This window comes from Streptomyces sp. NPDC059909 (assembly GCF_042730885.1).
In the GTDB taxonomy this organism is placed as follows: Bacteria; Actinomycetota; Actinomycetes; order Streptomycetales; family Streptomycetaceae; genus Streptomyces.
This window is the reverse complement of the sequence record NZ_JBHWKX010000075.1, coordinates 1-23,362: the sequence shown is the minus strand read 5'-3', so window position 1 is coordinate 23,362 and position 23,362 is coordinate 1. Positions and strand designations below refer to the sequence as shown.

19 protein-coding genes and 1 pseudogene are annotated in these 23,362 nt (G+C 71.8%); 5 read left to right on the top strand and 15 right to left on the bottom strand.

The genetic code is table 11. The features are described from left to right. Nucleotides 1-66: 66 nt before the first annotated feature. Nucleotides 67-1,674 (top strand): apolipoprotein N-acyltransferase, encoded by a 1,608-nt coding sequence (lnt, locus tag ACFV9O_RS33125; RefSeq protein ID WP_385424549.1) that lies wholly within the window; start codon nucleotides 67-69, stop codon nucleotides 1,672-1,674. On the opposite strand, the gene ACFV9O_RS33120 is transcribed toward lnt, so the two are convergent. Both ACFV9O_RS33120 and ACFV9O_RS33115 read right to left on the bottom strand, forming a co-directional pair. Further along, nucleotides 1,598-2,503 (bottom strand): Gfo/Idh/MocA family protein, encoded by a 906-nt coding sequence (locus ACFV9O_RS33120; protein ID WP_385424546.1) that lies wholly within the window; start codon nucleotides 2,501-2,503, stop codon nucleotides 1,598-1,600. The genes lnt and ACFV9O_RS33120 overlap by 77 nt on opposite strands. A gap of 22 nt (nucleotides 2,504-2,525) precedes the next feature. Beyond that, nucleotides 2,526-3,749: an FAD-dependent monooxygenase gene (locus tag ACFV9O_RS33115; RefSeq protein WP_385424543.1), complete on the bottom strand. Its 1,224-nt coding sequence runs from the start codon at nucleotides 3,747-3,749 to the stop codon at nucleotides 2,526-2,528. Nucleotides 3,750-3,825: 76 nt separating this feature from the next. On the opposite strand from ACFV9O_RS33115, the gene ACFV9O_RS33110 reads away from it, so the two are divergent. Continuing rightward, entirely contained in the window at nucleotides 3,826-4,503 is a 678-nt protein-coding gene (locus ACFV9O_RS33110; RefSeq protein WP_385424540.1) for a TetR/AcrR family transcriptional regulator, read from the top strand. 41 nt (nucleotides 4,504-4,544) lie between these two features. Beyond that, entirely contained in the window at nucleotides 4,545-5,060 is a 516-nt protein-coding gene (locus ACFV9O_RS33105; protein WP_385424537.1) for a DinB family protein, read from the top strand. Nucleotides 5,061-5,124: 64 nt separating this feature from the next. Here ACFV9O_RS33105 and ACFV9O_RS33100 read toward each other — a convergent pair whose 3' ends face one another. From ACFV9O_RS33100 to ACFV9O_RS33060, 9 genes are all read right to left on the bottom strand, one after another. Then, nucleotides 5,125-5,598, bottom strand: coding sequence for a hypothetical protein (locus ACFV9O_RS33100; RefSeq protein WP_385424576.1), 474 nt, complete (start codon nucleotides 5,596-5,598; stop codon nucleotides 5,125-5,127). Between the two features lie 119 nt (nucleotides 5,599-5,717). After that, on the bottom strand, nucleotides 5,718-6,401 hold the full coding sequence (gene ung / locus ACFV9O_RS33095; RefSeq protein ID WP_385424535.1) for a uracil-DNA glycosylase: 684 nt from the start codon (nucleotides 6,399-6,401) through the stop codon (nucleotides 5,718-5,720). A gap of 115 nt (nucleotides 6,402-6,516) precedes the next feature. After that, on the bottom strand, nucleotides 6,517-8,094 hold the full coding sequence (locus ACFV9O_RS33090; RefSeq protein WP_385424532.1) for an ABC transporter substrate-binding protein: 1,578 nt from the start codon (nucleotides 8,092-8,094) through the stop codon (nucleotides 6,517-6,519). 118 nt (nucleotides 8,095-8,212) lie between these two features. Further along, complete coding sequence (locus tag ACFV9O_RS33085; RefSeq protein WP_385424529.1) at nucleotides 8,213-8,980, bottom strand: SDR family oxidoreductase; 768 nt, start codon at nucleotides 8,978-8,980, stop codon at nucleotides 8,213-8,215. Nucleotides 8,981-8,996: 16 nt separating this feature from the next. Beyond that, a complete protein-coding gene (fabG, locus tag ACFV9O_RS33080) occupies nucleotides 8,997-9,758 on the bottom strand; it encodes a 3-oxoacyl-ACP reductase FabG (protein WP_385424527.1) in 762 nt (253 codons plus the stop codon). A 170-nt stretch (nucleotides 9,759-9,928) separates the two neighbouring features. Next, entirely contained in the window at nucleotides 9,929-10,312 is a 384-nt protein-coding gene (locus tag ACFV9O_RS33075) for a DUF3037 domain-containing protein (RefSeq protein ID WP_385424525.1), read from the bottom strand. Then, nucleotides 10,309-11,154 (bottom strand): HipA family kinase, encoded by an 846-nt coding sequence (locus ACFV9O_RS33070; protein ID WP_385424522.1) that lies wholly within the window; start codon nucleotides 11,152-11,154, stop codon nucleotides 10,309-10,311. The genes ACFV9O_RS33075 and ACFV9O_RS33070 overlap by 4 nt, the downstream gene beginning before the upstream one ends. A 9-nt stretch (nucleotides 11,155-11,163) precedes the next feature. After that, a complete protein-coding gene (locus ACFV9O_RS33065; RefSeq protein ID WP_385424573.1) occupies nucleotides 11,164-11,406 on the bottom strand; it encodes a hypothetical protein in 243 nt (80 codons plus the stop codon). 280 nt (nucleotides 11,407-11,686) lie between these two features. Then, a complete protein-coding gene (locus tag ACFV9O_RS33060; protein WP_385424520.1) occupies nucleotides 11,687-12,277 on the bottom strand; it encodes a tyrosine-type recombinase/integrase in 591 nt (196 codons plus the stop codon). Nucleotides 12,278-12,483: 206 nt separating this feature from the next. Between ACFV9O_RS33060 and ACFV9O_RS33055 the strand changes: the two genes are divergently transcribed. Beyond that, nucleotides 12,484-13,149, top strand: a complete 666-nt coding sequence (locus ACFV9O_RS33055) for a contact-dependent growth inhibition system immunity protein (RefSeq protein ID WP_385424517.1) — start codon at nucleotides 12,484-12,486, stop codon at nucleotides 13,147-13,149. A 718-nt stretch (nucleotides 13,150-13,867) separates the two neighbouring features. On the opposite strand, the pseudogene ACFV9O_RS33050 reads toward ACFV9O_RS33055, so the two are convergent. From ACFV9O_RS33050 to ACFV9O_RS33035, 4 genes and pseudogenes are all read right to left on the bottom strand, one after another. Continuing rightward, nucleotides 13,868-13,972: pseudogene (locus ACFV9O_RS33050) on the bottom strand (tyrosine-protein phosphatase); the annotation flags it as partial. A gap of 77 nt (nucleotides 13,973-14,049) precedes the next feature. Beyond that, nucleotides 14,050-18,462: a hypothetical protein gene (locus tag ACFV9O_RS33045; RefSeq protein WP_385424515.1), complete on the bottom strand. Its 4,413-nt coding sequence runs from the start codon at nucleotides 18,460-18,462 to the stop codon at nucleotides 14,050-14,052. Further along, complete coding sequence (locus ACFV9O_RS33040; RefSeq protein WP_385424513.1) at nucleotides 18,459-21,371, bottom strand: hypothetical protein; 2,913 nt, start codon at nucleotides 21,369-21,371, stop codon at nucleotides 18,459-18,461. The genes ACFV9O_RS33045 and ACFV9O_RS33040 overlap by 4 nt, the downstream gene beginning before the upstream one ends. A gap of 23 nt (nucleotides 21,372-21,394) precedes the next feature. Beyond that, on the bottom strand, nucleotides 21,395-22,138 hold the full coding sequence (locus tag ACFV9O_RS33035; RefSeq protein WP_385424510.1) for an LGFP repeat-containing protein: 744 nt from the start codon (nucleotides 22,136-22,138) through the stop codon (nucleotides 21,395-21,397). 634 nt (nucleotides 22,139-22,772) lie between these two features. Between ACFV9O_RS33035 and ACFV9O_RS33030 the strand changes: the two genes are divergently transcribed. Beyond that, nucleotides 22,773-23,264 carry a GNAT family N-acetyltransferase gene (locus tag ACFV9O_RS33030; protein WP_385424507.1) on the top strand — a complete coding sequence of 164 codons (492 nt, stop codon included), beginning with the start codon at nucleotides 22,773-22,775 and terminating at the stop codon, nucleotides 23,262-23,264. Nucleotides 23,265-23,362 lie beyond the last annotated feature (98 nt).

The window sequence follows — 23,362 nt, the reverse complement described above, 5'->3', positions numbered from 1 at the left end:
CACACTGGAGACACACACTGCTCTCGGGGCTCCGGGCCCTCGGGTCTGGGGCGAGGGAGGCGCGGCATGCGGATTCCGGTCGGCCGGCGGGAGCAGCTGACGAGGCTGTCGGCGTCGCCGTGGTGGCGCGGCGTGGCCGTGTTCGCGACGGGCGCGCTGCCCGTGCTCGCGTTTCCGGCGCCGGGGCTGTGGTGGTTCGCGTACGTCGCCCTCGTGCCGTGGCTGCTGTTGGTCCGTACGGCTCCGACCGGGCGTCGCGCCGTCGTCGAGGGCTGGCTCGGCGGTACCGGTTTCATGCTGGCCATGCACCACTGGCTGATGCCGAACCTCCATGTGTTCATCCTGCTGATCGCGGCGCTGCTCGGGCTGCTCTGGGCGCCGTGGGGGTGGCTGGTCCGCTCGATGCTGGGCGGGGCGCCGTCGCCGGGCCGGGCCGCCGCCGCGATCGCCGTCGTGCCGTCGGGCTGGCTGATGGTGGAAGTGGTCAGGTCCTGGGAGGGGTTGGGCGGCCCGTGGGGGCTGCTCGGGGCCAGTCAGTGGCAGGTGCCACCCGCGCTGCGGCTCGCCTCGGTGGGCGGGGTGTGGCTGGTGAGCCTGCTGGTGGTGGCGGTGAACACGGCGGTGGTGGTGCTGGTGGCGGTCCCGACGGCACGCGTTCCCGCGGTGGCGGGTGTCTGCGCGTGCGCGCTGGCGGTCGGGGCGGTGTGGCTGTGGGCGCCGCGGCCCGGGCGGAGCGGTGAGGACGTGCGGATCGCCGTCGTGCAGCCGGGGGTCATCAACGGCGTCGGCGGAGCCGACCGGCGCTTCGCCCGCGGCGAGCAGCTCACCCGGGAGCTGGCGGGCCGGGACGTGGATCTCGTGGTGTGGGGCGAGAGCAGTGTCGGTGTGGATCTGGCCGCGCGGCCCCGGTTCGCGGCGCGGCTCGCCGCGGTGTCGCGTGCCGTGGGCGCCGATGTGCTGGTCAATGTGGACGCGCGGCGCTCGGACCGCCCGGGGATCTTCAAGAGCAGTGTGCTGGTCGGGCCCGACGGCCCGACCGGTGACCGCTACGACAAGATGCGGCTGGTGCCCTTCGGCGAGTACGTCCCGGCCCGGGCGCTGCTCGGCTGGGCGACGTCCGTGGGCAAGGCCGCGGGCGAGGACCGGATGCGCGGCAGCCGTCAGTCCGTGATGGTGCTGCCGGACGACGAGGGCCGGGCGGGTCTTCGGGTGGGTCCGCTGGTGTGCTTCGAGTCGGCGTTCCCCGACATGAGCCGCCGGCTGGTCAGGAGCGGCACCCAGCTGCTGATCGCCCAGTCGGCGACGTCGACCTTCCAGGACAGCTGGGCACCCGCGCAGCATGCCTCACTCGCGGCGCTGCGGGCGGCGGAGACGGGCCGGCCGATGGTACACGCGACGCTCACGGGTGTGAGCGCGGTGTACGGGCCCGGGGGTGAGCCCGTGGGTGAGCGGCTGAGCACCGGCACCAGTGCCTCCGCCGTCTATGAGGTCCCGCTGGCCGGCGGCACGACGCCGTACGTCCGGCTCGGCGACTGGCCGGTGTACGGCGCGCTGGCGGTGCTGGCGGCGCTGTGCGCGGCGGAGGGCCTGCGGGCTCTCAGGAAGCCTGCGCCAGAGACTGCCGCACCACCCGCTCGCACAGCTCATGGGTCAGCAGTGCGTCCTGGGCGCTGAGGAACTTGCCCGCGCGGACGGCGTCGAGGAAGGCGGACACGCACTGCTCGATACCGCGCTGGCGCGCCACCGGCACCCAGTCGCCGCGCCGCCGCACGGTCGGCTGGCCCTTGTGGTCGATGACGTCGGCGAGGTTGAGGACCTCCCGCTTGGTGTCCTGGCCCGCGACTTCGAGGATCTCCTCCGTGGAGCCGTTCAGCCGGTTCATCATGCCGATCGCGGTGAAGCCGTCGCCGGAGAGCTGCAGGACGACGTGGTGCATGAGCCCGTCGCGGATCCGGGCCCGTACGTCGGTGTGCTCGACCGGGCCGGGGACGAGGAAGCGGAGGGTGTCGACGACATGGATGAAGTCGTCGAGGACGAGGGTGCGCGGGTCCTCGGGGAGCCCGACGCGGTTCTTGCGCATGAGGACGATCTCGCGCGGGTGGTCCAGGCACTGGGAGTAGCCGGGGGCGAAGCGGCGGTTGAAGCCGACGGCGAGGCTCGTGCCGGTCCGTTCGGAGAGCTCCACCAGGCGGGCGGAGTCGGCGAGTTCGTACGCGAGCGGCTTGTCGACGTAGGTCGGTACGCCGGCCTCCAGCAGGCGTGCGACGAGCTCGGGGTGGGTGGGAGTGGGTGCGTGCACGAAGGCGGCGTCGAGGCCCTGGGCGAGGAGGGAGTCCAGGGTGGTGTGGCAGTGGGCCCCGGGGATGTGGTGGGCCGCCGCGATCCGGTCGAGGGTGGCCGGGGTCCGGGTGTGCAGATGCAGTTCGACATCCGCACGGGTGGTGAGCACCGGCAGGTACGCCTTCTCCGCGATGTCGCCGAGCCCGATGCAGCCGACCTTCACCGTTGGCCTCCCTCTCGCGTCGTCATGTCGCCGTGTGTGTGCCCGCCGTTGCGGCAGCACCGGCAGCATACGTGTGCTGCGGCGGCCGCCAGTCGGCGATGCCGTCGAAGCTGCGCAGGACGAGGCCGGGGCCGAAGCGGGAGACGGCAGCGACGAGTGTGTCGCGTACGGCGACGGCGGCGGGGCTGCTGAGCATGGCCATGCGGCCCGTCCTCGTGGCCTGCCGCACGATCCCCATGGTGCGGGGCAGCCGGTCGCCGGTGTACGCGGCGAGGTCGTGGACGGCGTCCACGCCGCGGCGTGCGTGGTGGGCGAGCACGATCGCGTCCTCGATGGCCTGGTTGCCGCCCTGGCCGAGGGTGGGCTGCATGGCGTGGGCGGCGTCGCCGACGAGGGCGACCCGGCCGTGGTGGTAGGCGGGCAGGGGCTCGGCCATGTGGTGCACGTCGTGGCGCAGCACTCCGGCGGGCTCGGCGGCCGCGATGATGCCGGGGACCGGCTCGTGCCAGTCGCCGAAGCGGCGCAGCAGCTCGGCCTTCTCGCCGTCCGGGGCGCGCCCGCCCGGGGGCGTCACGGCGGCGGCGTACGCGTAGACGCGGCCGTCCTTCAGCGGCTGGGTGCCCCAGATGCGGCCCCGGCCCCAGGTCTCGTGCGGGGCGAAGGGGCGGTCGGGGGCGGGCACGACGACGCGCCATGTGGTGAAGCCGGAGTACCGCGGTCCCGGGTGGTCGGGGAACAGCGCCCGGCGCACGGCGGAGTTGATGCCGTCCGCGGCGACGACGAGGTCGGCCTCCAGGTCGCCGCCGGGGGTGGTGACGACGGCGGGGCGGCGGTCGTCGCCCGCGTCCGCGAGGGTGGCGCCGGCTCCGGTCCTGACGGCTCCGTCGGGAAGCGCGGAGGCCAGGAGGTCGACGAGGGTCGCGCGGTGCAGCAGGACGAGCGGGCCGCCGAAGCGCTCGGTGGTGGCGGCGCTGTCGGTGCGGTTCAGCCAGCGGCCCTTGGGGGTGCGCAGGCCGCCGTCGCCCTGCCAGGCGGACAGGGACCTGACCCGCTCGCCGAGTCCGATGACGTCGAGGGCGCGCTGGGAGTTGGGGGCGAGGCCGATTCCGGCGCCGACGGGGGTGAGGGCGGCGGCGCGCTCCAGCACGGTGGTGTCCCAGCCCTGCTGGTGCAGGGCGACGGCGGCGGTGAGACCGCCGATGCCGCCTCCGACGACGACGGCGCGGGGAGCGCGGGTCCGGTCCATGACTCCTCCTCGTAACTACAACTGTAGTGACCTCGCCACCGTACTACAGATGTAGTAAGGGAGGTAGGTTGTCCCCATGACCGCACGCACGTCCGCCGCCCGCGCCGAACTGATCGCCGACGCCGCTCTGACCCTGCTCGCCGAGCGGGGCATGCGCGGGCTCACCCACCGGGCCGTGGACGAGGCCGCCGGACTGCCGCAGGGCTCGACCTCCAACCACGCCCGCACCCGGCAGGCCCTCCTGGAAGCGGCCGTACGACGCCAGGCGGAGCGCGAGATGCAGGTGCTCACGCCGGACGAGATGCCGGCCCCCCGGGGCAGCGCCGAGGCCCTGACCGACGCGCTGGCCCTGGCGCTGCACCGGTATCTCACCGACCACCGGGCGCTGCTGGTCTCCCGCTACGAGCTGGCCCTGGAGGCCACGCGCAGGCCCGAGTTGCGCGCGTACTACGACCGGACGGGCGCCGCGTTCCGCGAGCCGCTGGTGGCGCTGATGGCGGGCGCCGGGTCGGCCGAGCCGGAGCGGCACGCGCTGTCGCTGGTCGCATGGTGCGAGGGGCTGATGTTCTCCTGCGCAGTGGGGTCGTACCACGCGAGGGTGCCCAGCAGGGCGGAGCTCAGGAAGGGCTTCGGCGAGTTGCTCCGCGGCATGCTGGGAGACCGGGCAACGCACCGTGGTCGCGCCGCGGACGCGGGGCCCGGCACGGACGGGGGTCACGGCGCGGACGGGAATCACCGCACGCTCGCCGGTTAATGCCTGGCCACGGGCCGGACCGATCGGCCAGGATGCCCGCCATGACAACAGCCGATCTTCGTACCGAGCCCTCCACCGTCGCCGACGAGCGCGCGCTGCTGGAGGGCTTTCTCGACTACCACCGCGAGACCCTGGCCTGGAAGTGCGCGGGGCTCGACGACGAACAGCTGCGCCGGGCACCCCTCGCGCCCTCCGAGCTCTCGCTCCTCGGGCTCGTACGGCATCTGGCGGATGTCGAACGCCACTGGTTCCGCCGCGTCCTGGCCGACGAGCAGGTCCCGCCGCTCCACTACTCGGAGGAGGATCCGGACGGCGAGTTCCATGTCGGGGACCAGGACACCTGGGACGCGGCCCATTCCACATGGCGGGCGGAGATCGCCAGGGCCCGCGAGCTGACCGCGTCCCGTTCGCTGGACGACGTCTCCGCACGCAAGAGCAAGGCGGGCGAGCCGTTCAGCCTCCGCTGGATCTACCACCACATGATCGAGGAGTACGCCCGCCACAACGGGCACGCCGATCTCATCCGCGAGCAGATCGACGGCGCGACGGGCGAGTAGTCCCGGACCGCTGAGCGGGACCGGTGAGCGGGACCAGTGAGCAGAGCCGGTGAGCGGGTCCGGATCAGCCCTCCGCCAGCTGCCGGTCCAGCCGCGCGATCGCCGCGCGCACACCGTCCCCGTACCCGTCGTCGCCCAGGGCCGCCGACGCCGCACGCGCACGGTCCAGATGGGCGCGCGCGGCCTCCGGGCGGTGGAGCTTCACATAGTCCGCGGCGAGATTCAGATGCAGCGACGGGTACATTCCGCGCACCGCGACCGCCGTGTCGTGCCGCGCCAGGCGCTCGTCGGTCAGCCCCTCGGCCGCGGACAGCGCCCGCAGGTCCCAGGCCAGCTCGTCCCCGGGGTCGTCCTGGGTGTCCGCCATGTAGTGGGCGAGGGTGCAGCGGTGCAGCGGGTCGCCGGCCTCGCCGATCTGCGCCCACAGTTCCCCGAAGCGGTTGCGCGCCTCCTCGCGGTCCCCTGCGTGGAGCAGCATGACCGCCTGCCCGATCCTGGTCATGACGGCGTCTTCCGACGTCTCGTGCTGCTCCCTCACCGCGGCCTCCAGCGTCTTGATCGCATGGACATGCGTGCTCCAGACGCTAGCGGCCGCCACCGGCATTCCGGCACAGGCTCGGACCGGGGCCCGAGCCTGTCAGCCAGGTGCGCCAACCGTCAGCCGAGGTCGGGGATGCGCCAGTCGATCGGCTCGTGACCCTGGGCCGCCACGGCCTCGTTGATCTGCGTGAACGGACGGGAGCCGAAGAACTTCTTCGCGGAGAGCGGCGACGGGTGGGCGCCCTTCACGACCACGTGGCGCTGCTCGTCGATCAGGGGCAGCTTCTTCTGGGCGTAGTTGCCCCAGAGGACGAAGACCGCCGGGTCGGGCCGCGAGGCCACGGCGGTGATCACCGCGTCCGTGAACTTCTCCCAGCCCTTGCCCTTGTGGGAGTTGGCCTCGCCGGCCCGCACGGTGAGCACCGCGTTGAGGAGGAGGACGCCCTGCTGGGCCCACGGCATCAGATAGCCGTTGTCCGGCACGGGGTGGCCCAGCTCCTCCTGCATCTCCTTGTAGATGTTCCGCAGGGACGGCGGGGTCTTGACGCCCGGCCGCACCGAGAAGCACAGGCCGTGGCCCTGACCCTCCCCGTGATACGGGTCCTGGCCGAGGATCAGCACCTTGACCCGGTCGAAGGGCGTGGCGTCCAGCGCGGCGAAGACCTCCTCGCGCGGCGGGTACACCGGCCCCTTGGCGCGCTCGTCCTCGACGAAGTCGACGAGCTCCTTGAAGTAGGGCTTCTGGAGCTCCTCGCCGAGGACGCCGCGCCAGGACTCGGGCAGCATGGCGGTGTCGGTCACGTCAACAACCTCCGGTATGCGATCAGTTCTCTGATCGGGTTCTCTGATCGGAGAACCTACCGGTGGCCACTGACAACCGCCGCCGGCGGCCGGGCGCGGGCCCGGCCGCGGCCGTCTACCAGCTGGTCTTCCGCTGCAGCTCCCACACCTGCATGATCGTCTGCGGGTCCATGGCTCGCTCGCAGCCCGCGATCTCCTCGCTGGCGGCGATGTGCAGCTTGCCCTGCCACAGCGGAAGCAGCCGGACGTCCTCCACGAGGACCTCCTGCGCCCGCTCGAACTGCTTGGACACGGCCCCCCGGTCGCTCTCCTTGCGGGACAGCGTGAGCTGCTGGGCGATCTCCGGGCTGTCGTACGGGGTGCCGAGCGCGTTGTTCTTGCCGACGAACGGCGCGACGAAGTTGTCCGGGTCCGGGAAGTCCGGGAACCAGCCTCGGCCGAACACCGGGTACTCGCCGTTCTTGTAGCCCGCCTGGAACTCCTTCCAGGGCTTGCTCTTCAGCGTGATCCTGAACAGTCCGGACTTTTCCAGCTGCCGCTTGAGCTCGGCGAACTCGGGAGCGGTGGACGAGCCGTAGCGGTCCGTGGTGAACCAGAAGGTCAGCTCGACCGGTGCGTCGATCCCGGCCTCCTGGAGGATCTCGCGGGCCCTGTCGACGTCCGGGTCGCCGAACGTGTCGAAGAAGCTGGTGGTGTGCCCGGCGATGCCCTTGGGGACCATGGAGTACAGCGGCTCGGCCGTGCCCTGGTAGACCTCGGCGACGAGGGCCTCACGGTCGACGATCTGGGCGATCGCCCGGCGCACCGGGAGCTTGGCCGCGGCCGGGTCCTTGGGGTTGAAGACCAGGTAGCGGATGTCGGCGCCGACGGTCTCGACGACCTGGAGCCCCTCGTTCTCGGGCTTCTTCTCCTGCAGGGCGACGACCTCCTCCGAGGTGAGACCTCGGTTGGTGACGTCGATCTCCTTGTTCTTGAGCGCGCTCACCATCACTTCGGAGTCCTTGAAGTACCGAATGGTGACGGCTTCGTTCTTGATGTCGGCAAAGCCGTTGTAGCTGACGTTCCTCTTCAGCCGGGCCTCGGAGCCCTCCGTGTAGGACTCCAGGACGTAGGGGCCGGAGCCGAGGAGCTTGCCGTCCTCGCGGAGCTTGTCGGCCGGGTACTCGGCGGGGTCGACGAGGGACATCGCGGGCGTGGCGAGGATGAACGGGAAGGTGGCGTCCGCCTTGGTGAGCCGGAAGGTGATCGTGCGGTCCCCTTCGGTCTCCACCTCGCTGAGGGATCCGAGCAGTCCGTTGGGACCGCCGTTGACGTTGATCTTCTGGATCCGGTCGATGGAGTGCTTGACGGCGGCGGCGTCCAGCTTGTGCCCGTTGGAGAACTTAAGGTTTTCCCGCAGCGTGCACTGGAACGCCGTATTCGTCGGATCGGTGAATTTACAGCTCTGAGCCGCATCGGGCTGCGGGCTCGTGCTCCCGGTCGGGAAACTCAGGAGCGTCTGGAACACATTGCGGTACAGCTCCCACGAGCCGTCCCACGCGGCGGCTGGATCGAGTGTGCTGGGCTCACTCGTCGTGCCGACCACCACTGGCTTGGCCCCATCGGCGTCCTCGTCCGAAAACAGACCGCATCCCGCCACCAGGGATATGGACGCAAGGGCTGCAGCCGCCCGCAGCATCGTCCGGTTGAACACGTGCACGCTCCTCGTTCAGCCATGGGTCGGCGAACCATACCGCAGTGCCCCGCCGGATCAACGGGGAGGTCGGGCGGGGCACTTGAGGCAATCCTGAGTCAATCAGGCACAAACCGGATCAGTGGACTCCGGCATTCAGGAAAATACCTCCGTCGACGACGAGCGTCTGTCCCGTGATCCAGTCCGACTGGTCGGAGGTGAGAAACGCGGCGGCGCCACCGATGTCCTCGGGAACGCCGAGCCGGGCCAGCGGATAGGCCGCGGCCGCCTCCGCCTCCCGGCCCTCGTAAAGGGCTTCCGCGAACTTTGTCTTGATCACCGCGGGCGCGATGGCATTGACCCGGACGACCGGGGCGAATTCGTGCGCCAGCTGGAGGGTCAGATTGATCATCGCCGCCTTGCTCATGCCGTACGCCCCGATGAAGGGGGACGCGGAGAGCCCGGCGACGGACGCGATGTTCACGATCGCACCGCCGTTCTCCTTCTGCCAGGCCTTCCAGGTCTGCTGGGCGAAGCCGAGCGCCGAGATCACATTGGTCTCGTAGACCTTGCGGGCCACCCCGAGGTCGAGCTCGGCGATCGGGCCGAAGACCGGGTTGGTGCCGGCGTTGTTGACGAGGAAGTCGACGCGGCCGAACGCCTCCATCGCGCGCTCGACGGCGGCCGCCTGGTGCGCTTCGTCATGGGCCTTGCCCGCGACGGCGATCACCCGGTCGGCGCCGAGCCGCTCTACGGCCTCCTTGAGGGCGTCCTCGCCGCGGCCGGTGATGCAGACGCGGTCACCGCGGGCGACGAGCGCCTCGGCGATGCCGTATCCGATGCCCCGGCTGGCGCCCGTGACGAGGGCGACCTTGCCGGAGAGCGGGGGAAGTTCCTGTGCGGTCATCTCTGTCGCCTCCGGTTCAGTTGAGCGGGCCGCCGGCCACGTACATGACCTGGCCGGAGACGAATCCGGCGTCGTCGCCCGTGAAGAAGGCGATCGCGTTGGCAACGTCCTCCGGCCTGCCGACACGCTGCACGGGGATCTGGGTGGCCGCAGCGGCCTGGAACTCCTCGAAGCCCATGCCGACGCGCGCGGCCGTCTGGGCGGTCATCTCGGTGACGATGAAGCCGGGCGCGACGGCGTTGGCCGTGACGCCGAACTTGCCGAGCTCCTTGGCGAGGGTCTTGGTGAAGCCCTGCAGTCCGGCCTTGACGGCGGAGTAGTTGGCCTGGCCGCGGTTGCCCAGCGCCGAGCTGGAGGACAGGGACACGATCCGGCCGAAGCCGGCGTCGACCATGTGCTTCTGGCAGGCCTTCGCCATCAGGAACGCGCCCTTGAGGTGCACGTTCATCACGATGTCCCAGTCGGACTCGCTCATCTTGAAGAGCAGGTTGTCGCGGAGCACACCCGCGTTGTTGACGAGGATCGTCGGCGCGCCGAGCTCGTCGGCGACGCGCGCCACGGCAGCCTCCACCTGGGCGGAGTCCGAGACGTCGCAGCCGACCGCAATGGCCTTCCCACCCGCTGCGGTGATCTTCTCGACGGTGTCCTTGCACGCCGCCTCGTCGAGGTCGAGTACGGCGACGGCACGACCCTCGGCCGCCAGACGCACGGCAGTGGCGGCGCCAATGCCTCGCGCCGCCCCGGTCACGATCGCAACGCGCTGCTCGCTGGTCGACATGGTTGGTTCTCCTCGCCCTTGGATCCCGTTGGATACGGCCGCCCGGCACGGCCCAGATGAATGAGCGACCGCTTAGTACCTTCAGCAGACGAGACGCTAGAAGCCCTGGCACCCGGTGTCAACGGCCCACCGGGTGCCCCGGGGCACGCGCCTCCCCGGGGCTCGTCCGATCAGCGCACCAGCACATCTAGCAGGCGCTCGACCTCGGCCTCCGGATCGGCCGTCAGTCCGGTGTGCACGGGACCCGGCTGGACGACCGTCGAACGCGGCGCGATCAGCCAGCGGAAACGCCGGCCGGCGTCGTCCCGCGCCGCCTGCCCCGCGTCCTCCCCGCCCTTGCACACGCCCTCGACGGCGTGCAGCGCGGCCCGCACACCGACCACGTCGGCCTGCGGGTCCAGGGCCAGCAGCTTGCCCTCGTCCAGGTACGTACGGGCGGCCACATAGGACTTCGCGCGGCAGTAGACCACCACGCCGGCGTTGAAGCACTCGCCGCGCTCGACCCGCGGCACGACGCGCAGCAGCGCGTACTCGAAGACGTCGCGGTCGCTCACTTGCCCCCGCCCTTCCTGGTGGGGTGCGGCCAGGGGGTGAGGTGCTCGGTCAGCCAGCCCGGCGCCTGCGAGGGGCGCGGCTTGGAGGGCGCGCTCAGCGTGATCCGCTCATGGATGGTGGCGGCCCGCGACAGCAGGGCCTCCACATAGGCGCGGCGCAGTGCGTCGGTGGAGTCGAAGCCGGGCTCGTCGACCAGCCACTCGTCGGGGACGTCCGCGGCCGCCTCGGTCAGCAACTCCTCGGTGACGCGCGGGGCCAGCTCGGCCGCAGCGGCCGCGATGTCCGGCGCGAAAGGCGCGAGCGCGTGGTCGGAGGCGTCGTACGGCTTGGCGGCGGAGACCTGCGCACCCGGCCAGTTGTGATGCCAGATCATGGTGGCGCCATGGTCGATCAGCCAGAGGTCGCCGTGCCAGACGAGCATGTTGGGGTTGCGCCAGGACCGGTCGACGTTGTTGATCAGCGCGTCGAACCAGACGACCCGGCCCGCCTCCTCCGGGCCCACCTGGTACGCAAGCGGGTCGAAGCCGATCGAGCCGGGCAGGAAGTCCATCCCGAGGTTGAGGCCGCCGCTGGCCTTCAGCAGCTCCTGCACCTCCTGGTCCGGCTCGGAGAGACCGATGACCGGGTCGAGCTGGATCTGCACGAGCTCCGGGACCCGCAGCCCGAGCCGGCGCCCGAGCTGTCCGCAGATGACCTCGGCGACCAGGGTCTTGCGGCCCTGTCCGGCTCCGGTGAACTTCATGACGTACGTACCGAGATCGTCGGCCTCGACGATGCCCGGGAGCGAACCGCCCTCACGCAGGGGCGTGACGTAGCGGGTCGCTGTGACTTCTGTCAGCATTTCCCCAGGCTATACGGCTCCGCTCCCTGGCAATCCACGGACAAGCCCAGCGCCGTACAGCCTGGGGAATCGCCCCCGATCAGCCCTGGGGAGAATCTGGGGAGTTTCGACCGGCAAGCAGTCCGTCGATGACGGCGCGCCCTTCGTCCCGGCCTCCGGCATGAAGAGGGCATAGTAACCGAGCGTGACAGCCGGCGAAGAGTGCCCGAGCCACCGCGCCACAGTCACCACGGACTCCCCCGCCTCCAGCATGATCGAGGCGTAGGTGTGCCGTAGCACGTGGAAGCCGTCCTTCGGTGCCGCCTCCCACTGCCACGGCTTCGCCCCCTTGGGCGCGGCGGGATGATGCCGGCCTTGGCCGGCGCAGGTTTCCAGGTGTGCGTGTTCCATGTGTTCACAGCCACGGCGTTGCCGAACCGTGTCGTGAGCAGAAGGGCGAACTTCCTGCGCGGCCTGTCCGGCCCGGGCTTCTCCCACGGAAGCTCCACCTCTACGGGTGGGAACGCCTCGACGTGACGCTTCAACTCCTCGGCTACTGAGCGGGGCATGTCGACGGTACGTGTCTTCGCCCCCCCTTCGGCAGGGCAAAGTACAACCTCCCGCTGATCGCCTGAACTTGGCGGCGGACATGAAGCACGCCTCTCGCATAGTCGATGTCCTCGGGGCTCGCGCCGAACACTTCGCCCTGACGAAGCCCGCATCCCAGACCCACCACAACGGCTATCCGGTGGCGCGGGCTGATCACGTCGCGAACTCCAAGCGCCGTCACCAACGACCACGCCTCTCGGCGCTCACGCGATGCCTTAGGCCAGCGTACGGATTTCGCGTGCATGGGGTTCCGGACGAGCCGCTTGTCGTCGACGGCCGCTTCCAGAACGCTGGACAACTCGGACAAGATTCCTCGCCGATAGTCGACCGAGGAGACGGTAGCCTCCAACTTTGCCGTGTACTTGCGCAGCTCCGCCGCCGTGATGCTCTTGAGCGGGAGTTGGCCCAGATGCGGAACGATGTGAAGCCATGGAATGGCCAGCGACGACGATGCGGGCCGCGCGTTCGCCAAGGTGTACGCCTCGGCCGCGTCGGCGACGTGGACCAGATGGGGTTCAGCTGGCGCCGATTGCACGGAGAACTACCTCAGGCTCGGCCAGGAGCTCCCCGAAGTCGTGGACGAAACTGCGTAGAACGGCGGCGTGGAATGCCACGCAGCCCTCGGTTCCTGCACGGTCAGGCGACGAGTGACAGCATGCAGGAGTGACGCCCCCGCGGGTTTCCGGATCCTGACCTCGTACCCCACCGCACCCTGACTCACGATCCCAACGGAGCACTCGCATGACATCGTCCCCCAGCCCCGGATTCCGGTTCTACGAGGTCCAGGAACTCTTGGAGGCGTACGCGGCGCACGGCTACACCTTCACCGATACTCCCGAGACCCCTGGACCGGCACTGTCTGTATACCTCAGGATCGTTTCCGCGGACCCGCAGAGGGCGTCCACTGCGGTACATCAACTTGATGACATTCTCCGGACCGGCCTGTTCTCCCCCGAGATCGCTGACGACATCGAACTGTTCCCGAAGATCGCACCAACAGCGGGCCGCAGCGTTGAAGACTGTCTCCGCATCATCCGCGAGCACCTGGTCCGCCACCTCCAAAGCCCCGCGCAGAAGATCCGGACGCTGCCGGAGAACTCGTGGGAGTGCAGAGAACGCTTCCCCGAACTGAATCAGTTCCTTGGCGCCTATTTCCATCAAGACTTCTTCGATGAGTACACGTCCTACGGTGAAGCCATCGACGAATACTTGTCGGGAGCATCGGACACCGACCTGGACCAACTTTTGCGGGACATCACGGAACTGCTCACCATGGCCACCACAGACAGAGACCTCAAGCGGACCGCCTCGAACTTGGGTATGGACGTATCACCGCCATCAGGGATCGGCCTCGGACAGTGGCTCAACGACGTAGCGGGAATCGTTTTTCAACGCCTACGGAGGTAACCCCTACCGGGTACGAGCCGTCTGAGTCAGCGAGCGCACGGTCCGGCGACGCAGGTCGTTGCTCGATCCCGATCGTGGGGTCTGTTGTGATCCAGGACGTCGGCCCGCGTGGTGGCGAGCTGCGCGGGCACCGGCTGGGTCGCCGATTACCGCGATCGTCAAGGGCGCCGGTCTCGCGCCGCGTCGGAATGGGCCGATCGGCGCTGCCCGGCAGGAGAACGTCCACCTCATGTGGTGAGCGAGACACCATGACTGCGACCATGGTCTCCCAGCCGGGATGCTGTTCAAAAGCCACCTCCGCCGCTCTCGCTCTGCCGCAGTGAACGCGTACACCCCGCCCCGCCTTGATGATCACGCTTGGTCGACGCCTCGCAGCCTCGGAGGCTGTCAGCCTTCGGCCGCGCTCGGCGCAACGCCAGCTCGTGGATGACCTCCCACCGGTAGGCCCGGTGCTCTCGGCGCAGCTCCACCAAGCGGACCCGGCAGACCGGGACCTCGACGGGCTGGAGGTTCCGCAGGGGCCGCACGGCGTCGCGGACGTTCTCTGCGGGCATGGGGCGGTTGCAGTAGGCGATATCGATGTGCGGGCGGTGGTTCGCTGCTTCGACGAAGTCGCGACGGTCTATGGCGAGAGTGGATACCGGGGCAAATGGGGTGAGTACTTCCCCCGGAGCGAGCTCGAAGCACTCAGACGAAATTGGCAGGTGCACCACTCCACCGACCGGTAGAGCCGGCCCCACCGAACGCTCCGCCCGTCGGCGGCCGTATATCCGCCCAGGTCACGGAAGTTGTGCAGCTGTGCGAAGGGAATGTGTCGTCCCATCCGGCCCACCCTAGGTGAACCGGATTGTGATCGGCGTCAGTTCTGCTGCGGGCAGAGCAGCAAGGCCTGCCTGCGTGTCAGCCGACGGGCGGCGCGACCGCCCGCGGCAGCGGAACCGTCTCCGCGAAGACGACCCGGCCCCGCGTGCCCTCCGGCTCCTCGAAGAGCCGGGGGCCGTGCGCGACGTCCTCCTCGAGGACCAGTAGCCGGAACTCGCCCGGCGGGCCGGTCGGGTCGACGGGGAGGATCACGCGGGCGTCGAGGCGGCCGGGCCCAGCGGTTGTCGCGTTCGGCATCCGTTGCTCGAACACGTCCTCCCACGCGAGGAGTTCGTCGCCGCCGGTCCGCGCCCGGCGCTGCAGCACGACCCGGACCCGGCCCGGAGCGCCGTCCGGCACCGGCTCCATCGTCCAGTCCGGGGCGTCCGGCGTGCCCCGGTCGACGGGCATCAGGGCCGTGTCGAAACCCGGGCCGGTCAGGCTCACGGTCACCTCCCGCTTTCGCACCTCGCAGCGCAGCTCCCGGTTCGGCAGCACTTGGACCGGGTCCGGCGTCACCACCGGCGACACCCGGTGGATCGCGTACGGCTGATGCCGCGCCAGCGCCAGCCGGACGAACGGGAAGTACAGCGCGGGCACGTCCACCCGCAGATCGGTGAACCAGGCGCCCCGATCGGGATCCCAGTCGACCGTCCGGTCCGACAGAGCCACCTCGGGGCCGCCGTTCTCGTCGGATTCCCGCGTCTCGGCGAGCCGCACCGTCGCCCAGGCTCCCGGCCACCCGCCCAGCGCCTCCGGCGTGATCCCGGCGAAGACCGGAACCCCGCGCGCCGGGTCCGGGGCCACCAGCGTCGAGACCCGGTCCGCGGAACCCGCCCCGGGGTCCGGCAGCCCGCCGTCGACGCGGGCGACCACCGCCGGGTACTCCTGCCACCCCGTCACGAACCACGGCCGCGCCAGCCACACCCGCAGCCAGCCGCCCTCCCGGCGCACCACATGGTCCTCGCCGACCAGCGTCCCCAGCCAGCTGGACGGGCTGTCCTCCTCGTCCCACGCGTCGTCAGGGCGCTTCGGCCCGTGAGGCATGCCCGCGTGGTCCCCGACGTACACGTCCTCCGTCCAGCGGCGGCGCACCACCAGCGGCATAACCTCCACCACCGCCGGGGCGGGCGGCCGCCGGGTGCCCGGCACCTCCGCCGCCACCTCCTCCGACACGGCCGTGAGACGGCTCGGCCGCGCCGGCATGTGGTCGTCCCCGGGCGACGCGCCGTACTCCGGCGGGAAGAACTCCGCGAACCGGCTCGCCGCCACCGCCCGTACCCGCAGCTCCACATGGGCCGTCGTGCCCAGGTCCACGGACGCCCAGGCCGGACCGGACCCCGGCTCGTCGTCGCGTACTGCCACCGCTGCGAGCGTGGACGACGCGCCGCCGAGGACGGGCACGAGCAGAGGCCGCCCGGCCCGGGCCGTCACCGTGTCCACCGCGGGCACGAAGCGAGGACCCTCCGGGGCCGGCGACTCCGCCGGCACCGGCTCGTCGCGCGGCACCCGCCAGGTCGCCTCCAGCTCCACCGTGCCCGTGCTCGGCGCGTGAACGTTCCACGGCACATACACCCGCAGCACCGTGTCGTCGGCCGCGCGCGGAGCGAGCTCCAGCGGCTCGGCGGGGCGGGGCGCGAACAGCGGCCGCTGCGTGGCGTGCACGAGCTCGACCGGCAGACCCGGTGTCACCATCGCGTGCCGGTGCCGCGCGAGCCGCGCCTCAGCGTCCCCGACCTGCTCCGGGCGGAGCCTTCCCCGCCACAGCGTGGGCAGCGCCATCACCACGTCATCGGCGAGCATGCTCGACACCGTCGCCGTGACGCGCCCGCCGGGCCCGAGGAACGCGGTGAGCGTCCCCGCCGCTTCGTCGACCTCCGGCGGGCGCACCTCGTCGGTGTCGAGCGCCACAAGGCGCAGCCGGAGCGGCCCGGGCCCGACGGGCGAGGACGGCCAGGGCACGGTAAGCACCTCGTCCTCGGCCATGCCCGGCAGACCGGAGAAGCAGGCGCCCGCCGACATGGGGTCGGCCAGCCAGGGCAGTTCGGTCGCCCCCGGCCGCAGCGCGCCCGACTCGCGGCCCGCCCGCCGGTACGCGTCCGCCCGCGCCTGCGCGGACGCCCCCGCCCCGATCCCCTCGTCGAACACGCCGTGCCACTCGGCGAGGGCGACGGGACACGCCGGGGCGAACAGCAGCCGCTCGGCCGTGCCCGGCGCGGCGCCGAACGCGCTGTCGCCCGGGTCGAGTCCGCTGCGCACTGCGATCCGCCGCTCGCTCTCGCCCGGCCGGGCCGGAGGCGGTCCTGCCGGGTCGGGCGAGTACGCCGGCACCGGCGGCGGCACCGGTTCGTACCGCCGGAACGTCACGGACGGGGTCACCGCGACGCCGGAGCCGTCGGCTCCGGCCTCGTCGGCTTCGGCAAGGGCCCGGTCCGCCTGCGGCACGGTCAGCGCGTTCCCCGCGAGGTCCACCGAGCGCAGCCGCATCCGGTAGCGGCGGCCGAACCGGAGCCGGGGCAGCGAACCCGGCAGCGCCGCCGTGTCGATGCGCAGCCCGGTCGAGGTCGCGGCGTCGTTCACGGGCCGCCCGACGACCTCCGTGCCGTGCTCCGCGCGGTGCGCGGCGTCGCCGTCGCGCGGGTCGGCGCTCACCGCCCGGCCCGGCCGGGGCGCGGCCAGGCTCCAGCCGTCCCAGGTCGCCAGGGCGTCGTCGACGGCGATCACGTCGCCTGGGGTCAGGTCCTCGCCGGGCGCCAGCGGGCGGCCGGTGAACGACCCCGTGAATGAGCCCTCGTCGACCACCGGCCCCAGCAGCGGGCCCTCGTCGCCGGAGTACCGGGCCACCCGGCCGTGCAGCGTGTGCCAGGCGCCGGCGGACTCGTCGAACACGTCGAGCCGGAAGCCGCGCTGGACGTCGTCGGCGTCCAGCGCGCCGTCCGCGTACGCGTTCCCCACCAGCTCCGTGATGTGCTCGCCGGCATCGCTTTCGGCGGCGAGGCGCAGGTCTTTCGCGCGGGCCGCGCGCCCGACGAGCCGGGCGGCGGAGCCCTGTTCCACCAGCCGCAGGCCCACTGTGCGCAGCGCCGGAAGCGCGGCGGCGCCGGTGGCCGCCCCAGTTGTCTCCTCGGCGGCTCGGGTCAGCAACTGCGCGCCCGCGCCCTCCAGGTCGACCTGCACGACACGGTGGCGGTCCAGCGGTTCGAGTCCCGCCGGGACGGTTGCGTCGCCCGCCGGTCCGGCGGCGAAGCCGTTCGGCGCGGCGGCGGTCACGGCGACCCACGGCGTACGGTCGACCCGCGTGACCGCGCTCGTGCCCGAGGCCGGCGGGCGCTCCACCACGACACGGACCCTGCCGTGGTCCGGTGCGTCGGCCTCGGCCTCCAGGTCGACGACGAGCCCCAGCGCCCGCAGCAGGGCCGGGTGGTCGCCCAGCGCGGCGAGGACCCGGTGCAGGTCGTAGCTCTCCACGAGGGCGGCCCGGCGCTCCTCGGACGTCGGCTCCGCCGCGGCCTCCGCCTCCGCCGCTGCCTCCGCCGTTTCCCAGGCCCCGACCGCCGCGACGACCCCCTCCCGGTCCCAGACCAGCGCCATGTTGTCGGCGAACCGTGCCACCTCCCATGCCGCCCGGCCGCCGTCCGGGAGCCCCGCCCCGTCCACGTCCGTCCCGTCCACTGCCGCATCGCCCGCGAACGTCCGGCGCTCCCCGGAGACGTACTCGGCGCGGGCGAGGACGTTCGCGAACCCCTCGCCCGGGCCGTACAGCCAGGAGTTGTCCGGCTCCTGGACCGTCCTGGTGAAGGCGGGGAACAGGCTGCCGATCGACCACGGGTCGAGCGTGAGACCGTCCGGCTCCCCGGTGCCCTCCGGCTCCGTATGCACCCGGATGATCTCGCCCGGATCCTCCTCGTCGCCCCCTTCCCGGTCCCCGCCCGGCTCGTCCACCCACGGCTCGCCGCCGCCCTGCGGTTCGGGGAGTTCCGGCACCCAGTGCTGCGGCGCCCAGTACTCGGGCGCGAAGTGGTCGTCCGCCGGCACCGGCGCGAGCAGCGCCGCGTCCGCGTACCCGGTCTCGATCACGTCGAGCACCTCGGCCGCCGCGTACCCGACGACCTGGTGCACGGTCGGGTCGTCGGGCACGAACGGCTCCACCCGGGTCGTGCCCGGGAACACCCGCCGCCACAGCTCCGGACGGGGCGGCGGCCCCACCCGCGTCGCCTCGACCGGCGGCCGCCCGTCGAACTCCACCCCGAACCGGATGGCGGCCAAAGCCGCGGGCCAGTCCACGAGATCGGCGAGTTCGTCGAGCCGCAGCGTCCGCCCGCTCTCCCCGGTGAGCGTCACCCGGGGCGCCACGAACACCGAGACCCGGCACACTTGCTTCCCGCCGCCGCCCGCGGCGGGGCCAGTCCCGGCGGGCAGCGCCACCCAGTCGAAGGACTCCTGCACGCTCATGCGCCCGCCCCCTGTCCGAACGGATCGCCGGGCACCGCCGGCGCGCCCGCGCCCGGCGAGAAGGCCAGGCAGTACGTGTCCCAGTCGTCGGTGTCGTAGCAGTCCAGGAAGGTCGGGTCGGCAGCCGATCCGAGAAACTCGCGGCTGACCGTGAGCGTGACCGACTTGCTGAAGAACAGCACCTTGACGCCCACGGTGACGCTCGCCGTGCCCCGGAACACCGCGTGTTCGGACCCGCCGACGGTCGTCCGGGCGTACTCCAGCGCCATCCGGAACTCCACGAAGACGCTGACGATCCCGAGGACGGTGAGATGCCCCGAGGCGCGGACGAACGCCGACACCACGAGCTTCTTCTCGGTCCCCTGCGGCGTCGTCGCCTCCGTGAGGCCGAAGTAGATCCCGGCCATCACGCTCACCGCGCCGCTCGCGACGACGATGTCGAGGCTCATGCTGCCGCCGAACTCGACGGCCGCCTCCAGCCTGCGCACACCGTCCGGGGTGGCCTCCAGGGACAGATACCCGCCGCCACCGAACACCGACACGGTGGCCAGGAAAGGCCGTTCGCGGCTCGCCACGTCGAGGGTGAAGCAGATCGGCCCGTCCTCGAACGGGATCCGCAGGAACGCCGCGACCGAGAGGTTCGCGAGCTGCATCACCCCGAGGGGGAGCGTCGGGATCGCGAGCTGGAACCCCGCCGTGACGCCCTTCCCGTCCACGTCGACGCGCGCGCCCGAACCGCCGGTGAGCTCGCCCAGTTTCCGGGCGATCTCCGCCATGAACTCGAAGGCGCCCAGGAACCTGACGTCGATGCCGGGCACCGCGCCCGGTCCGGCGGCCGCACCGGGGGGCGGCCCCAGGCCGACGCTTGTCCGGCCCCCGGCGTCCGTCGTGAACTCGATCCGGCCGAAGCGCAGCTCGACGATGCCGGGCAGCCGGAAGCCGACCCCGGTCACCTCGCCCTGCGAGGTCGCGACCAAGCCCGCCGCCCCGGACCGGTAGATCCGGGCGTCCAGCAGCAGCCGGGCGCCCGGTTCGACGAGGACGGGCAGCACGGCATCGCTCCCGGCGAGCTTCGCCTCGAAGCGGTACGAGAGCGTCTCGGCGCCCGGCGGACCGAGACGCGTCAGCAGCGGTGCCGCCAGCCCCTCGAAGGACGCCTCGTTCAGCAGCTGCCGCAGGTCGATCGCGCCCAGCAGCCTGGCGGACGGGAAGGCGGCCCGGAGCACGTCCGCGCCGGGCCGGTCGGCCGCGAGGGCACCCGCGATCGCCCCGCGTTCCGCGGTGAGCAGATCGACGACGCCGCCCGGGTTGCCGAGCCCGCCGATGCCCGCCGTCGGCAGCTCCAGCGTCTGCGGCGTGAGGGCGAGCAGCCGACCAAGCGGGTTCACGGCTCCGTCCAGTCCGTGCTTCAGGAAGGTGTCGTCGAGGGACGCCGGCACGACCGGCACCCGGTCGGCGAGTCCGGCGAGCGCGTCGAGGCGGACCTGCAGCGCGCCGACCGTCGGCAGCACGGCACGCGACCGCCCGGGGAGCACCGCCAGGCCCAGGGCCGCGACCGTGATGCCCGTCGAGCCCGGCCCCCGGCCCGTCTCGGGCGCGAGGGCGACGGGCGTGGGAGCGAGCGCCGCGGGTGTGCCCTCGCGGGGGACGAGCGGACCGAGGTCGGAGGCGGGCCGGCCCTCGGGCAGGAAGACCAGGGACGTCCGGAACTCGACCGCGCGGCCGGTGTGGTCGACGCCGGTGAGCCCGAAGTCGATCGGCGCACCGCCCAGGGTGAGGCGGACGGGCGCGGTCGGGTCCTCGTCGGCGGTCACGTCGACCTCGGTGCGCTCGACGTCGACGCGCAGCGCGACGAACGGGATCTCGCGCCCGCCGTGCGGGTACTCGCCGACCAGCGCCGTCAGGTCCAGGACGGGCTCGGTGACGACGAGTTCGGCGCGCGCCCGCAGCGTGGCCGTGATCGTGTCGGCGGGGCCGTCGCTGTCCGCGAGCTGCGCGGTACGCAGGACGCGTTCGGTCACCGTGGTGACGACGGCCCGGTGTCCGCTGGACAGACAGCCCGTGACGGTGCGCCGGGAGTAGACGTCCCGGCCGAGGCTGGTCCGGTGCTCGTACCCGAACGCCGTACGGTCCTCGGCCGCCTCACTGTCCCCGTCGCCGGAGCCGCTGCCGGGCGTCGGGCCGAACAGCGAGACCGTCCCGCCCAGCGGGGTCGCCGTCAGGCCCCGGGCCAGGAACCCGCGCATGAAGTACGGGAAGGGATGCGACGGCGTGACCCCGGCCGGGCCGTTCAGCCCATACGCCTTCAACCGGTCGCGCCCGTACACGTGGTCCGCGCCTCGCCCGGTCACGAGCACCGCGTCGAGCACGTGCGGGAACGACGCGTGCATCGGGGCGCCGGCGGGGAACACGGTCCCGTCCGGCACGTCCGCCCGCACCCGCCAGAGCGGATGACGCGGTCCGGTCCCGTCCGGCGCGGGCGGCAGCGCCCATGCGACGTCCGCGGCCTGGAACGACAGGTTCGCGAGCGCGTCGAACCTGGTGCCGCCCGGTACCGGGTCGAGCCCGGCGAGCGCCCCGAGCAATCCGCCGGAGCCGACGTCGAGTTCGACGCGCTCGAGGCCGGCCGGCAGCGCCCACTCGAAGCGTGCCCCCGGGCCGGCGAGCAGAGGAACGGCGTACGCCGGCTCGTGGCGCAGCCCGTACGCCTCGGCGAGCCGCTGGGTCGCGGAGGTGAGGGCGGGCTCCAGGTAGTGCTGCGGCGGAAGCCGCAGAACCACGCCGGCGGGCGCGCCCCCGACCACCCGCACCAGCGCCGAGCCGTCCGGGGCGAGCACCAGGTTGTGGAACTGGACGGACGCGACGAGCAGGTCGTCGGGCCGCACGAGGCGGATCCTGTTGTCGGCCACGCGCGTGTCCTCTCCGGTCGGCGTCAGAATCCGGGGCCGAGCTCCACGAACGGCCCGGGCGGGACCCCGTCCAGACGGACGCTCACGTTGCCGTTGTTGATGCGCAGGCTTCCGTGCTCGAACTGCTGCAGGAAGATGCCCGGGCCGCCGTCCTCTCGCGCGTCCGCGACCGGGAAGCCGAGCGGCCCGGCCTCCTCGCCCTGCTTCTGGTACGCCTTGAAGAAATCGTCGGCCACGAGGAACGCGCCGAGCCCAGGCCGGGCCGAGATCCGGCTCGGCGACGTCGGGTCGCCGCCCCCGGACTGGAGCCGCACCGCCCCGTTGGTATCGAGGACCGGACGCGTCCGGAACGCGTACTCACGCCCCGTCGCCGCCGTGACCTGCCGGGCCTTGGCAGCGATGACGGCGTCCGCCTCGTCGTACATCACGCAGTGCCGGTCGAGCTGCTGGAACGTCCGCGGCCCGGCCAGGCCGTCGACGAGACCGGTCGGCGCGTCGGGCGGGAAGTGGATGCCGTACCGGGTCTTGTAGGCGACCACCGTCTTCTGGGTGAGCGGTCCGTAGATCCCGATGACGAACTGGGCCGGATCGGTCACCGGGGTGTCGATCCGCTCCGTCCAGCACAGGTCGAACAGCGCCTGCTGGAGCCGGATCACGCTGTCCGGCGGGCTGCCGGGCTGGAGCTTCAGGGTCCCGGTGTCCGGGTCGTTGAGGATGTCTTCGAGCAGGGGATCCCCGGCGAACCGGGGTGAGGCGAAACTCGGCACGGGCCACCTCGCATTCCGGGCTGCTGCCCCCCACGCCTCCGCGGCGGCGCCGCGACGCACGGCCCGTATCGTTGCATCCCCGACGTTCCGGACGCAGCCGCTCCGCCCGAATCCCCGGGCACACCCGGAGCGCCTGCCGGACCGTGCGCCCCCCTGCCTGGACTCCCTGAAGAGCGGCACGATCTTCAAGAACCCGGCGACGACCTCGACATCGGCAACCGCCGACTGGTCATCGACGACCGCGTCCGGCCCCTGGACGAGCTGACGCTGCAGCTCGCCCTCGCCTGGCTGGACGACCGGCGACGACGCTGGCCCGACACCGCCAACCCGCACCTTCTGATCAACAAGCAGACCGCGCTGGAGACCGGGCCCGTCAGCGGTGTCTCCGTCTCGACGGCGCTTTACGGCCGGACGGCCACGCCGGAACGGCTCCGTGTCGACCGCCAGCTCGAAGAAGCCCTGGTCCACGGCCCCGACCCGCTCCACCTCGCCGAGGTCTTCGGACTCGATGAGAAGACCGCCATCCGCTACGCGGACTCGGCGCGGGCGCTGCTGGAACAGGCAGCAGAGCACTCGACATCGCCCTCTGGAAAAGAACTTGGCCCGGCTTGTGGAGCCTTGAAGAATGACGGCCATGCGGATTCGACAGGCATGGCCTGATGACGCTTCAGCGGTCGCCGGCGTCTACGTGCGCTCCTGGCACGCGGCCTTTGCCGGTCTTGTTCCGCAGCGCTACCTCGACGCCATGGACCCAAGCCGTGAAGAGTCCGGCTGGAAGACACGCATCGCGGAGACACAGTGGCCAACGTCGGGAGTACTGGTAGCCGAAACCGAGGCCGGGATCATCGGGTTCGCAGGTTTCAGCCCGTCCCAGGAGACCCCTGCCATCGCGGAAATCGGCACGCTCTACACGATGCCCGAGGTCTGGGGCACCGGGATCGGAAAGCAGTTGATGCTGGCCACGTTGACGACTCTCGGACAGGCCGACTACGCGCAAGCCACGTTGTGGGTACTAGAAGACAATGAACGCGCCCGGCGCTTCTACGAGGCCGCCGGTTGGCACGCAGACGGCGCGGCCGTGGAGGACACCACTGGCGGGGCCGCTGTCAACTTGACCCGGCCCTGAAGGGACCGGGCTTGGAGGTAGTGCCCAACTGGCTGCTGGGTGGGCTCCTGCGTCCAGACACCCCTATGGGGTGGCAGGGACGCGTGACTCACGCCCCG

Bases quoted from the DNA above. Each gene is read 5' to 3' on its own strand.
- lnt (WP_385424549.1), top strand. From the start codon at position 67: ATGCGGATTCCGGTCGGCCGGCGGGAGCAGCTGACGAGGCTGTCGGCG.
- ACFV9O_RS33115 (WP_385424543.1), bottom strand. From the start codon at position 3,749: ATGGACCGGACCCGCGCTCCCCGCGCCGTCGTCGTCGGAGGCGGCATC.
- ACFV9O_RS33110 (WP_385424540.1), top strand. From the start codon at position 3,826: ATGACCGCACGCACGTCCGCCGCCCGCGCCGAACTGATCGCCGACGCC.
- ACFV9O_RS33105 (WP_385424537.1), top strand. From the start codon at position 4,545: ATGACAACAGCCGATCTTCGTACCGAGCCCTCCACCGTCGCCGACGAG.
- ACFV9O_RS33085 (WP_385424529.1), bottom strand. From the start codon at position 8,980: ATGACCGCACAGGAACTTCCCCCGCTCTCCGGCAAGGTCGCCCTCGTC.
- fabG (WP_385424527.1), bottom strand. From the start codon at position 9,758: ATGTCGACCAGCGAGCAGCGCGTTGCGATCGTGACCGGGGCGGCGCGA.
- ACFV9O_RS33070 (WP_385424522.1), bottom strand. From the start codon at position 11,154: ATGCTGACAGAAGTCACAGCGACCCGCTACGTCACGCCCCTGCGTGAG.
- ACFV9O_RS33065 (WP_385424573.1), bottom strand. From the start codon at position 11,406: ATGCTGGAGGCGGGGGAGTCCGTGGTGACTGTGGCGCGGTGGCTCGGG.
- ACFV9O_RS33055 (WP_385424517.1), top strand. From the start codon at position 12,484: ATGACATCGTCCCCCAGCCCCGGATTCCGGTTCTACGAGGTCCAGGAA.
- ACFV9O_RS33045 (WP_385424515.1), bottom strand. From the start codon at position 18,462: ATGAGCGTGCAGGAGTCCTTCGACTGGGTGGCGCTGCCCGCCGGGACT.
- ACFV9O_RS33030 (WP_385424507.1), top strand. From the start codon at position 22,773: ATGCGGATTCGACAGGCATGGCCTGATGACGCTTCAGCGGTCGCCGGC.